Source organism: Terrisporobacter glycolicus ATCC 14880 = DSM 1288 (assembly GCF_036812735.1).
Classification (GTDB): Bacteria; Bacillota; Clostridia; order Peptostreptococcales; family Peptostreptococcaceae; genus Terrisporobacter; species Terrisporobacter glycolicus.
Map to the genome: position 1 here is coordinate 2,817,825 of NZ_CP117523.1, position 12,386 is coordinate 2,830,210.

The 12,386-nt window shown below is 26.3% G+C and carries 11 protein-coding genes; 2 read left to right on the plus strand and 9 right to left on the minus strand.

Going from position 1 to position 12,386, the window contains the following annotated elements:
• From dprA to TEGL_RS13985, 3 genes are read right to left on the minus strand one after another with little or no spacing between them, the layout of a single operon-like run.
• Positions 1 to 1,098, minus strand: a complete 1,098-nt coding sequence (gene dprA, locus TEGL_RS13975; protein ID WP_018589681.1) for a DNA-processing protein DprA — start codon at positions 1,096 to 1,098, stop codon at positions 1 to 3.
• A gap of 3 nt (positions 1,099 to 1,101) precedes the next feature.
• On the minus strand, positions 1,102 to 2,640 hold the full coding sequence (locus TEGL_RS13980) for a YifB family Mg chelatase-like AAA ATPase (RefSeq protein ID WP_018589682.1): 1,539 nt from the start codon (positions 2,638 to 2,640) through the stop codon (positions 1,102 to 1,104).
• 12 nt (positions 2,641 to 2,652) lie between these two features.
• Positions 2,653 to 2,997, minus strand: a complete 345-nt coding sequence (locus TEGL_RS13985) for a YraN family protein (RefSeq protein WP_018589683.1) — start codon at positions 2,995 to 2,997, stop codon at positions 2,653 to 2,655.
• A 147-nt stretch (positions 2,998 to 3,144) separates the two neighbouring features.
• Here TEGL_RS13985 and TEGL_RS13990 point away from each other — a divergent pair, with 147 nt between their 5' ends.
• On the plus strand, positions 3,145 to 4,413 hold the full coding sequence (locus TEGL_RS13990; protein WP_018589684.1) for a CapA family protein: 1,269 nt from the start codon (positions 3,145 to 3,147) through the stop codon (positions 4,411 to 4,413).
• Positions 4,414 to 4,484: 71 nt separating this feature from the next.
• Here the strand turns inward: TEGL_RS13990 and TEGL_RS13995 are convergent, their stop codons facing one another.
• A complete protein-coding gene (locus tag TEGL_RS13995) occupies positions 4,485 to 5,015 on the minus strand; it encodes a hypothetical protein (RefSeq protein ID WP_018589685.1) in 531 nt (176 codons plus the stop codon).
• 205 nt (positions 5,016 to 5,220) lie between these two features.
• Between TEGL_RS13995 and TEGL_RS14000 the strand changes: the two genes are divergently transcribed.
• Positions 5,221 to 6,480: a CapA family protein gene (locus TEGL_RS14000; RefSeq protein WP_018589686.1), complete on the plus strand. Its 1,260-nt coding sequence runs from the start codon at positions 5,221 to 5,223 to the stop codon at positions 6,478 to 6,480.
• Between the two features lie 44 nt (positions 6,481 to 6,524).
• On the opposite strand, the gene TEGL_RS14005 is transcribed toward TEGL_RS14000, so the two are convergent.
• The 5 genes from TEGL_RS14005 to TEGL_RS14025 form a co-directional block, all read right to left on the minus strand.
• Positions 6,525 to 7,037 (minus strand): VanZ family protein, encoded by a 513-nt coding sequence (locus TEGL_RS14005; protein WP_018589687.1) that lies wholly within the window; start codon positions 7,035 to 7,037, stop codon positions 6,525 to 6,527.
• Positions 7,038 to 7,069: 32 nt separating this feature from the next.
• A complete protein-coding gene (locus TEGL_RS14010) occupies positions 7,070 to 9,667 on the minus strand; it encodes an ABC transporter permease (RefSeq protein ID WP_018589688.1) in 2,598 nt (865 codons plus the stop codon).
• Positions 9,668 to 10,345 carry an ABC transporter ATP-binding protein gene (locus TEGL_RS14015; RefSeq protein WP_018589689.1) on the minus strand — a complete coding sequence of 226 codons (678 nt, stop codon included), beginning with the start codon at positions 10,343 to 10,345 and terminating at the stop codon, positions 9,668 to 9,670. It lies immediately after the preceding gene.
• Positions 10,346 to 10,443: 98 nt separating this feature from the next.
• Positions 10,444 to 11,682 carry a sensor histidine kinase gene (locus TEGL_RS14020; protein WP_018589690.1) on the minus strand — a complete coding sequence of 413 codons (1,239 nt, stop codon included), beginning with the start codon at positions 11,680 to 11,682 and terminating at the stop codon, positions 10,444 to 10,446.
• A complete protein-coding gene (locus TEGL_RS14025) occupies positions 11,675 to 12,370 on the minus strand; it encodes a response regulator transcription factor (protein ID WP_018589691.1) in 696 nt (231 codons plus the stop codon). Before TEGL_RS14025 ends, TEGL_RS14020 begins: the two co-directional genes overlap by 8 nt.
• Positions 12,371 to 12,386 lie beyond the last annotated feature (16 nt).

A 12,386-nucleotide genomic window follows, 5' to 3' on the forward strand; every position in this document is an offset into this window, starting at 1 on the left:
TTAGTTTATGCTAAACATTTTATTATTCATTTCAACAACTAAGTCTCTTAGTAATAATTCATTTATTATAGTATTCACATTTTTTATATCAATACCAGTAGTATCACAAATTTCATTAATTTGCAACATACCTTGCCTTTTTATAACCTCAATTATCTTCAATGCTTCATTACTTAAATCCTTAATATCATATTCTATACTATTTTTATTATTATTAAAACCACTATTATTATATTCATTTAAAATATCATCAATATTTTCTATTAGTTTTGCACCCTCTTTAATTATTTTATGACAACCTTTGCTTAAATCTGAATCTATATAACCAGGGACTGCAAATATATTTTTGCCTTGATCTAATCCTAAGTCGGCAGTAATTAAAGCGCCACTTTTTTCTCCTGCCTCTACAACAATAATACCATCACTTATTCCACTAATAATTCTATTCCTACATGGAAAGTTACCTCTAGTTGTAATATGACCCACATTATACTCAGATAAAATTAATCCTCCATCTTCTAAAATTTCATTAGCAAGAGCTTCATTAGTAGATGGTCTAATATTATCTAAAGAGGAGGCTAATACTGCTATAGTCTTTCCTTCTCCCTTTATACATCCGCTATGACAACAAGAATCTATTCCTAATGCAAGTCCACTTATTATATTAATCCCTACCTGAGATAATTCATAACTAATACGATGTGCACAATTTATTCCATAGGGAGTAGGCTTTCTAGAACCAACCATTGCTATATTTAAATTATTATTTATTATGGACAGATCTCCTTTATAAAATAATAATAACGGGGGACTATAAATATTTCTAAGTTTTTCTGGATATTCTTCATCTTCTATACAAATATACTGAATAGAGTTTTTATATAGTTTTTCCTTAATTTCATCTAAATTGAAACGACTAATATATTTTACTAGATTTTCTTTAATATTTAAACTTATATTTTTCAAATTATATATATCTTTTTCACTAAGGCTTATAATTTCCTCTACACTTCCAACTTCTTCAATTATTTTACCAAGGGTTATAGTACTTAATCCCTTTATGGATTCTATACATAAATATATATCTCTTTTATTCATAATTCACTCCACTCTAGATTTAAAATATGTATAATAAGCTTTTCTAAATGAGTAGGACTCTAATACATGGTTTGAGTTTATATCTTCTTCTCCTTCTAAATCTGCTATTGTTCTTGCAATCTTTATTAATTTTGTATAGCTCCTATTACTTAACTCATGCTTATTATAAATCTCATCTAAAATATTTTTTGTTTTATTATCTAATTTACAATATTTATCTATCATAGATGTAGACATCTCATTATTTGTACTTATTGATTCATCTTTAAATCTTTGTCTTTGTATTTCTCTTGCTTTTTCAACTCTAACACTTATTTTTGAAGAAGTTTCTTCGTAAGATTGTTCATTAAGTTTTTTAAAAGGTATCTGGGTCATTTCTACAAATATATCAAATCTATCTAAAAGTGGTCCTGACAATTTATTTCTATATCGAATAATATCAAAACTTTGGCAACGACATTCTGTTTTTGATAAATATAAACCACATGGGCAAGGATTCATCGCTCCAATAACTAGCATGTTGCAAGGATATTTTACATTATGTCTTACTCTAGAAATATTCACATATTTATCTTCCATGGGTTGCCTTAAACATTCTAGTATTTTTCTATCAAACTCTGCTATTTCATCTAAAAACAATACTCCTCTATGAGATAAAGTAATCTCTCCTGGTTTTGAGTTAAAACCGCCTCCTACTAAAGATTGCTTGGTTGTGCTATGATGAGGAGATCTGAAAGGTCGCTCTTTAATTATTCCATATTCTTCATCAATTAATCCTGCAATACTATAAATCTTGCTTATTTCAATCATTTCTTCTTTATCTAGTTTAGGCAATATAGTCCTAATACGTTTTGCTATCATTGTTTTACCTGATCCAGGAGGACCTACCATCATAAGATTATGATTTCCTGCAGCACATATTTCAGCAGCTCTTTTTACAAAGTAATTACCCTTCACATCTTTAAAATCTTCTGTATAACTAAATTTTACATTGTCTACTTCTAAATCTTTATATCTTAAAGGTTTAATTTTATTTTCATTAAAATAATCAATACATTCTCTTAATGTTTTTACAGGTATAATTTCTATTCCATCAATAAGGTTACTTTCTCTCAAATTGTCATATGGTATAAAAATTCTTTTAAAATTTTCTTTTTTAGCTCCAATTACTAAAGATAGTATTCCATTTACTTTTCTCAAGTGCCCATCTAAAGATAACTCTCCCACAAAAACACACTCATTTAAACAAAAATCATCTTTATTTAAATATTTTCTTAATATACCAATTGAAATAGGTAAATCTAAATATGAACCTTCTTTTTTAATATCTGCTGGTGATAAATTAACTACTATTCTTGAATTTGGGAAATCATAACCACTATTAATTATTGCAGACTTTACTCTTTCTCTTGCTTCCCTTACTTCCGTACCAGGTAATCCCACCACATTAAATGATGGAATTCCTCTACTTATATCTGTCTCAACCTTTACTAAAAAGCTGTCTATTCCTATCAAATTATTAGAATTTATTATACTTAACATATTTCCCCTTTCTTAAAAAGCATTCACAATATGATTTATTTTCTTTTCATTAAAATAAATTTCAATTACATCAAACCTAATAGATAGATTTTCTAAAGAATTGTCTAAAATATAATATTTTGCCACGTTAGTTATTTTTCTTTTTTTCTTATAATTCACTGACTCTGATGGATATCCATAATTTATATTACTTCTACTTTTTACTTCAACAAAAACTAATTCTCCATTTAATTTTGCAATTATATCAACTTCACCAATTTTCGTTCTGTAATTTTTTTCTATTACTTTCCCGCCTTTTGAAATAATGTATTTTAATGCAATTTCTTCACCTAGTTTACCTTTTTCAATATTATTCATATTTTCACCTTATTATTTTTATTATGTGATTATTGTCAAGGTAATTATCATATATACAACTTTTTTTATAATTGATAAATTATTCCAATAAATATATGATTATTAAGAAGGGATTGGTGAAATTAATTATTAAAAGGGGGATAATTAATGTCTAGAAGAAAATCTAGAAAGAAAAGAAAAAATAATAACAAATTATTTTGTATTATAATAATTGTTATTTGTATTATGGGAGTTTTTTTCATCTATAAGGGCATAAATAATGATACAAAAGAAAGCAAGAAAGATAATACTATTCCTATATTTAACGAAAACGTTGAGACTTACGAGGCTTCCATATTAGCTGTTGGAGATGTTATGGTTCATACTCCTCAGCTTCAGGCACAGTATGATTATTCCAATGGTACTTATAACTTTGATAACAACTTTAAATACGTCAAAAAATATATCGAAGATGCTGATTATAGCTTGGCTAATTTGGAGACAACCTTAGCTGGTAATAATGTATATCAATATAGTTCCTACCCCACATTTAACTCACCCGACGAGTTAGCTGATGCACTAAAAAATGCTGGTTTTGATTTATTGTCAACAATAAACAATCATAGTTTTGATAAAAGAGATTTAGGAGTTAATAGAACTTTATCAACATTAAAAGAAAAAGGATTTGATACGGTTGGCACAAGAGAAAATTCTTCTGACAATGACTATATAATAAAAGATATAAATAATATTAAAGTAGGTATCACATCCTATTCCTATGGAGAAGTAAAAAATAATAATAAATATTTAAATGGGATTAAAATATCGGAAGAATGTGAAGATAAAATGAATATTTTTGATTCCTCAAATGTAAATAAAGCATTTAAAACTATTTCTTCTACAACAGACAAAATGAAAGATTCAGATTTACAGATAGTTATTTTACATTGGGGTATAGAATATGCAAGAAAGGAAACAAGCTTTCAAAAACAGTTGGCTCAAAAGCTTTGTGATGATGGTGTTGATATTATAATAGGTTCTCATCCTCATGTAGTTGAACCTGTAGAAACAATTACATCAACAAATGGGAAAAACGAAACACTTGTAATTTACTCCTTAGGAAATTATATTTCTAATCAAAGAAGAGAAACTGTGGGCTCATACAGTGAAGATGGATTGATGGTTAATATTGATATAAGTAAAAAAATCAATGAAGAAGAAGCTAAAGTAAAAAAGGTCACTTGTATACCTACTTGGGTAAATAAGTATAATAATGGTTATAAAAATGTATATGAAATTATTCCAATAGAAGATGAACGTGATTTAAACTCAATTACTTCTTTAAATAAATATAATGTAAAACAATCATATAATAATACAGCATCTTTAATAGATGATTCTGATATAGTTACGGTAGTAGACAGTCCTTTTAAGTAAACTATCTGCTTATAAGTAAACTATCTGCTTATAAGTAAATCCAAGTCTTATTTTTAAGACTTGGATTTATTTTAATTCAATTTAAATCCACTTTCTGGTGTTATATTCATATTTATAATTCTCTTAATATTATTCTTATCTAAGTTAACTTTTTCTTGCATGCTTGCGTTTAGCGGATATTTTTTATTTTCGTATTTAAGTAAAGAGTAAAATCCTTTGTAAATCCCTCCACCTTCTACTTTTACCATTATATCTTTATATCCATTAGTTTTATTTTTGCTTATTATTATAGGCATATTAACTACTGTGCTTCTTGAAATTAAATCATATTTATTATTGAATATCATTAATGTTCCTCCCCCTGTACCACTATAGTTGTCTCCCCATAGAAATACTATTATTTCATCTTTCTTATCATCATTTAAATCCTCATGAAAATATATGTATCTGTCGTTGTTATCATCTGTAATATTATCATTGTTCATTATAATTTTTTCTAATTTTTCATTTGGTTTATTATTATTAACTTCTTTATATTCACTATTAAAACCTACCATTAAAATACTACTTATTATCATTAAAGTTAAAGTAAATTTTTTCATAATGTCTCCTTTTAAATATATAAAAAAAGAAACTAATTATAGTTTCTCCTTTTATTTTTATATATTATTGTATTTTGTTTAATTTAATTATTTCCAAAAAAACTCTTAAATATACAAAATAAAACTTTTCATTGAAAATGTACTAACATATAGATAATATAAAGTTATATGAATATTTTATATTTTTAAGAAAGGGGGGCAAAAAATGTATAACTATAATAATCGTAATACTAAGAAATTTTTTATTTGTTTTTGCTTAAGTATATTAATTATGGGTACTTTTTCCTTTGTTACTATTAACAAAACATCCATTTTCTCTAAAAATAAATCACAAGAAGCATCCATATTTACACCTAAAAAAGAAAACGTTAATAAAGCCTATTTATTAGCTGTAGGTGATACTATGGTATATAACGCTCAATTAACTGCACAGTACGATGTATCCAATGCAAAATATAACTTCAATAATAACTTTGAGCATATAAAAAAATATGTTGAAGAAGCTGATTATTCCATGGTTAATTTAGAAACAACATTAACTGGCAATAAAGTTTATAGATATAGCTCGTCTCCAAAATTTAATTCACCAGATGAGCTTGCTGATGGTTTAAAATATGCTGGTTTTGATTTAATTTCAACAGCAAACAATCATGCTCATGATAAGGGGTATTTAAGTATTAAAAATACTCTTGCTACTTTAAAAGATAAAAAACTCGATGTAGTTGGAACTAGAAAAAACAGTGACGAAAGATTTATAGTAAAAAAAATCAATGGTATTAATGTAGGAGTTACTTCTTATTCTTACGGAAGAATTATTGATGATAACAAATATTTAAATGATGTTAAAATATCTGATGAATACAAAAATAGTGTTAATATTTTTGATTCTACAAGTGTAGATAAAGCATTTAACAATATAAACTACACTCTTAAAAAGATGAATGATACTGATTTACAAGTAGTGTATTTACACTGGGGAGATAAATATTCTCTTAAAGAGAATACTTTCCAAAAAGAGCTTGCTCAAAAACTTTGTGATGCTGGTGTAGATGTTGTAATAGGTTCTCACCCTCATGTTGTACAACCTGTAACAACTATAAAGTCTAGTGATAATAAACATGAAACTGTAGTTGCTTACTCTCTTGGAAACTTCTTATCTAACCAAAGCAGAGATCAGTTTAATCAATATACAGAAGATGGCTTAATGATAAATATAAATATTAGTAAAAATAATGATGAAAAAGCAAAGGTTGATAAAGTTACTTGTATACCTACTTGGCTAAGTAAATATTACAATAATAAAACTGCTAAGTATGTTTATGAAATAGTACCTATTGCAAATAAATCAGATTTAGATAAAATAGCTAATTTGCCAGAAAATAAAGTAAAAAAATCTTATGAAAATACTGCTAAACAAGTCAAAACATCAGATTTAATAAATATAGTTGAAAATCCTTTTAAATAAAAAAATAGATAGCTATTACTAGCTATCTATTTTTAATGTTCTATTTAATTTGCTATTATTATTCCTATCAGTAACAATGATACTATTAACATCATTATAAAACTACAAATAGCAATTATTTTTTTTACCTTTTCTTCATCTTTGAATGACATAACAAACATTTTGTAAAAATATATACCTATTACTCCACCAATAGTATTAGTAATTACATCTGTAATATCTGTGGCCCCTATCCCAAATATATATTGGCAAGATTCAAATACAAGGCTTATTATTAGTATGCTTAATATATTTTTAATGGTTTTATTATTTAAAAATATACTTATATAAATACCTAAGGGTATAAATAGTATTATATTTCCAAATAAATCTAATTTATTATAATTTCCTTGAATTATATCATTAAAAGGTATTAGACTTATTGTACGTGAACAATATCTTTCGCTACTAAATACTTCAATAGGTGACACATATTTGAAAAGAATATTCCATAATAGAAATCCTGTATAAAATACAAATGATGTAATTAATAATATTTTGATTGTTTTGTTCTTCATTTCAAATCCCCACTTTTCTAGTAAGTAAAAAATTATATACTTTCTTGTCTGATATTTTCAATTATATTTTCTTTATTTATTTTCTTCATAGGTATATATGATGAAATAAATGTAATTACAAAAATACCTATGATAGATATAATTATAGCGCTCCATGGAAGTACTAATCCAAGCTGAATAACATCACCTAAAATAACATTCATAAGCATAACTAGACCTATTCCTAAAGGAATACCATAAATAAGAGCTAATGCACCATACAGTAAGCTCTCTAAGTATATCATCTTGTTAAAACCTCCAGGTGTAACTCCTATGGATTTAATTATAGACAATTCTCGTTTTCTTAAATTTATATTTGTGCTAATTGTATTTACTATATTAGTTATACTTACTAAAGAAATTACTGTAACAAATCCATATACAAAGATTTGCATTACTATAAGTGTATCTTCCATTTCTTTTACTTCTTCCATTTTATCAGTTACATCATATCCATATTTGTTTGCAATATCTTTTACTGCATTTCGTGTACTTTCTTCTTTATTTGTAGAGATATACATACTATTACTACTTGGGGTAAATCCAAGTTTTTCTCCTACTTCTTCATATGTTATAAAATCTAATCCCATATAATTATATGATGCACTACCTATTGGTATATCATCAGTTATAGCCATAATTTTGAAATTAATTTCTTTTTTTATTTCCTTATCTTCATCATATTCTGAAGTATAACCTGTAACAGTATCTCCAACTTTATAATCTGTTAAGTTTAATTCATACTTTTTACCAGGCTCTTCGAAGTAACTTTTTCTTACAAGTATTACTCCTTTTTCTTTTATCGCCTCTTTCTTATCAAAACTACCTTCTTCAAGATTTATTTTACTAATTTCAAAATCCCCAGGCATCTTTGTCATACAATTTTGCATATTATATACAGTTTTATTATTTAATTTTTCTGTTGTAAAATACTCATCTATTATATCTTTACTATCTTTACTAATTTTATTTTTGGGTACATAAATACCCATTCCATAATCATTAGCTGCAGCAATTCTTTCAACACCATCTATACTTTTTAATTCTTCTAATGAATTTTTATCCATAGTTCTATTTGAAGATAAATACAAATCATAATTTACTTGTCCAAACTGTATTTTATTAGCATTAATAAATAAAGTCATAAACCCACTAAAAGATATAAATATAACCACACTTATAATAAGAGAAAATAAAGTTATCCTAAATTTCTTTTTATTTCTTCTTAAGTTTTTATACGCAAGGACTCCTTCTGCTTTAAATAAATTTCTTACTATTTTTGAATCCTTTACTTTTCCTATTTTTAAATTACTACTATTTTTTATAGCTTCAAGTGGTGATATTTTTGATGCTTGTCTTGCTGGCAATATGGCTGATATTAATATTGTTATTATTACTATTACTGCACTTAATATAATAACAGTTGGACTATATACCACCCTTAGCCCTAGATCTCCTATCATAGAACTTCCATAAAATTTTCCTATTATTTTAAATACCATATCTATAGCAAAGGTCCCTGCCAATAATCCTATAGGTATACCTATAATACTCACTATAAAAGCTTCTGTTAATACAAGTTTTGTAGTTTGTATTTTTGTAGCTCCTATGGAATTTAATATTCCAAATTGTTTCTTACGTTCACTAATAGATATGGAAAATGCATTATACACTGTTGCTATAGTACAAATAATTACTAAAGATGTAACTAATATTATAATCTTATCAATAGATCCATTAATATTGTCATAAGCACTGGCACTTTGTAATCTTAATAAATGTTCATTAAAGCTTAAATTTTCGTAATATACTCCACTTTCATTATTATAATAAGAAGAATCTTCTTCTCCATTTACATTTTTAACTTTTAAACCTAAATTCTTAGCAATAATTGGAGCTATATCATAAATTTCTTTTGGGTTGTTGGCTCTAATCGATACATTAATCCCATTTTTACTTGTAATATTATTTATATCCAAATAAGTTATACCTGTTGTTACTTGTTTTCCTACTTCAAATCCAGGTTTATTTATTATACCTACAATTTTGTACTCTTCTTTTCTAGTATCAACAAGTTTTTCGTCATCACTTACCCAATAACCTGTTAAATTCTCACCATCTTTAGTTACTCTTTTTCCCACGTTAAGAGTAATTGTATCTCCAATTTTCTTTTCTCTAAGTATTCTTGAATCTTCACTAATTACTATTTCTTTATTATTTGTTGGCATCTTACCTTCTTTCAAAGATATTTGAAATCCATCAAAAGCACCTTTATCGTAAGACTTTAAGCCTAATAAATCATTTTCATCGCTATACTTTCCAAAATCTAAGTTTTCACTATAAGCATATTTAGAAATTCCTGCACTTTTAGTTATTTTACTTAAATCATTCTTTTGTATATCATAAAATGTGGCATGGAAATCTCCATCTCTTTCCACAGTTTTTCTAACTTGATAATCCATAAAACTGTTATAAATATTTCCTATACCACAAATTAATGCAGTAGATAATATAATTCCTATAATTGTAACAATTGTTCTTTTTTTATTTTCTTTCAAATATCTAAATGTAAGAGATGTATATAAATTCATTTATATCACCTCATCACTTTTTATTGTTCCGTCTTCTATAGTTATAACTCTATCTGCTTGAAGAGCTATATTAGGGTCGTGAGTTATCATAACTAATGTTTGTTTATATTTTTTTACTGATAACTTTAATAACTCTATAACTTCTTTTGAGTTTTTACTATCTAAATTTCCTGTTGGCTCATCTGCTAAAACTATGGCAGGTCTATTTACCAAAGCCCTACCTATGGAAGTTCTTTGCTGTTGACCACCACTTAGCTCATTAGGGAGATGATGTTCCCTTTCTTTTAACCCTAAAGTTTTTAATAAATCCTCTAGATACTCTTTTTCTATTTTTCTATTATCTAGTTCTGCTGGAAGAAGTATATTTTCTTTAACAGAAAGTACTGGTATCAAGTTATAAAACTGGTATATTAGCCCCACATTTCTTCTTCTAAATATGGATAAATCTTTTTCTTTTAAATTGTATATATCTACATCATTTATATAAACATTGCCTTCACTTGGCTTGTCCACACCTCCTATTAGATGTAATAAAGTACTTTTACCACTTCCACTAGGACCAACTATGGCAACAAACTCACCTTTATTTATTGATAAGTTTATATTTTTTAAAGCATCTACTTTAGCTTCATTTTTACCATAGGTCTTGCACAAATTTTCAATTTTTAAAATTTCCATATTACCCTCCATAATTTTTCACTAACTTTTGTAAGTTTTAATTTATATTTTCATTGTAGGTTTTTATACTTACATCTAGGTGAATGTAAAATTACAAATTAGTCATCATAAGCTTTATGAAAAATTATATGAAACTCAGTTCCTTCATTTTTTTCACTGTTTACGTAAATATCCCCATTTTGACTTTCTATAATAGACTTAGACATGGCAAGACCTATACCCACACTATCTTCCTTTGAAGTTTTTCCTTTATAAAATCTTTTGAAAATATGAGGCAAGTCTTTTTTGTCTATTCCTTCTCCGCTATCTTTTATTACAATTTCACAGTATAGAGGGTTTTGATCATACCTAATATTTATTTTTCCTCCTTTTGGAGTATGTTCTATACAATTTTTTATTATGTTTACAAAAGCTTCACTAGACCAATTTATATCACCAATATAACTTGTGTTTTCATCTCCGCTGATACTTAGTTCTATGTTTTTAATTTCCATAGGAATTAAACTTGGAGCAACTGATCTTTTAATTAATTCATTGATTCTAACTTCTTTTTTCTCAAAGTCTATTACTTTGGCTTCAACTTTTGAAAGTTTTAACATGCTTTTTACTAGCCATTCCATTCGATTTAGTTGAGATTTTATTTTATCTAAAAATTCTATTTTTGTTTCTTTTGGTAAATCTTCATACATTAAATCATTTAAGATTACTAACGATGTCATAGGTGTCTTTAACTGATGAGATATATCCGAAATAGTGTTATTTAAAAATATTTTTTCATTATTTAAAAGCTCTACTTTTTCTTTTAATATATTAGTCATTTTTATTAATTCCGTTTTTAAAAGACCTATTTGACCATCTTGATTTCTATTTTTCATTTCAAATCTTCGACCTTCAGAGCAATTATAAACATAATCTGTCATGTCTTTTATATCTTCATAAATTTTTTTAAAATAGCTTAAAGCTAGAATAATAAATAAAATTAAGATAATACATAAAAATACCCAATTAATATTAAAAATGTATCTTATACTTTCATTTATAATAGGTTCATTTTTCAAACTTATATTACTATTATAATTATATTTGCTTAGTACTTCTTTACCTAGTTCTACATTGTCTTTAGAATTTCCTTGCGTAACTATATCTATAATATCTTCTTCCAACTCAGGTTTTTTAGATAAAATATTTCCTATAATTGCTTGATTATTTTCAACTACTTTTTCTTTTATGATTTTTAAATTAATTAATGTTACGCCACCGCACATAACAATAGCAACAAGAAATAAAACACTAAATCGCCTTATAAAACTTTTCATCTCCACATTGTATCTAATCATTAACTTCACTTCCACTCCACTTGTATCCCATACCTCTAACTGTAATTATTAACTTTGGATTACTTGAATCATCTTCAATTTTTTCCCTAAGGCGTTTTATATAAACAGTTAAAGTGTTATCATTGATAAAGTCATAAGTTACATCCCATAATTTCTCTAATATTTGATTTCTGCTTAAAATTATATTTTCATTTTGAATTAAAATTAATAATAACTTATACTCAGCAGAAGTTAAAAATACTTCTTCACTACCTTTATAAACCCTTGCTTCTAAAGTATGAATACTCAGGTCTCCATATTTTAAAATTTTCTTACCCTTATCTTCTCCTTGATTTCTCCTAATTACTGCCTTTATTCTAGATATAAGCTCTCTTACTCTAAAAGGCTTTGTCATATAATCATCTCCTCCAATATCAAGTCCCATAACTATATTCACCTCGTCATCACATGCTGTTAAAAATATTATAGGTATATCTTTTATTTCTCTTATTTCTTTACAAAAATCATAACCATTACCATCTGGCAACATTACGTCTAAAAGAATTATGTCATAAGATTTTTCGTTTATCTTAAGTCTGGCACTTTCTAAATCTTTGCATATATCTATTTTAAAACCTTCTTGTTCTAGAGCATATTTCACTCCAAAAGCTATTGTAGAGTCGTCCTCTACCATAAGAATCTTTATCATAATAACCTCCAATTTT

Excerpts from the sequence above, each read along its gene's own strand:
- TEGL_RS14015 (WP_018589689.1), bottom strand. The coding sequence starts at position 10,345 with ATGGAAATTTTAAAAATTGAAAATTTGTGCAAGACCTATGGTAAAAAT.
- TEGL_RS13990 (WP_018589684.1), top strand. The coding sequence starts at position 3,145 with ATGTCTAGAAGAAAATCTAGAAAGAAAAGAAAAAATAATAACAAATTA.
- TEGL_RS14010 (WP_018589688.1), bottom strand. The coding sequence starts at position 9,667 with ATGAATTTATATACATCTCTTACATTTAGATATTTGAAAGAAAATAAA.
- TEGL_RS14020 (WP_018589690.1), bottom strand. The coding sequence starts at position 11,682 with ATGATTAGATACAATGTGGAGATGAAAAGTTTTATAAGGCGATTTAGT.
- TEGL_RS13995 (WP_018589685.1), bottom strand. The coding sequence starts at position 5,015 with ATGAAAAAATTTACTTTAACTTTAATGATAATAAGTAGTATTTTAATG.
- dprA (WP_018589681.1), bottom strand. The coding sequence starts at position 1,098 with ATGAATAAAAGAGATATATATTTATGTATAGAATCCATAAAGGGATTA.
- TEGL_RS14005 (WP_018589687.1), bottom strand. The coding sequence starts at position 7,037 with ATGAAGAACAAAACAATCAAAATATTATTAATTACATCATTTGTATTT.
- TEGL_RS13980 (WP_018589682.1), bottom strand. The coding sequence starts at position 2,640 with ATGTTAAGTATAATAAATTCTAATAATTTGATAGGAATAGACAGCTTT.
- TEGL_RS14000 (WP_018589686.1), top strand. The coding sequence starts at position 5,221 with ATGTATAACTATAATAATCGTAATACTAAGAAATTTTTTATTTGTTTT.
- TEGL_RS14025 (WP_018589691.1), bottom strand. The coding sequence starts at position 12,370 with ATGATAAAGATTCTTATGGTAGAGGACGACTCTACAATAGCTTTTGGA.
- TEGL_RS13985 (WP_018589683.1), bottom strand. The coding sequence starts at position 2,997 with ATGAATAATATTGAAAAAGGTAAACTAGGTGAAGAAATTGCATTAAAA.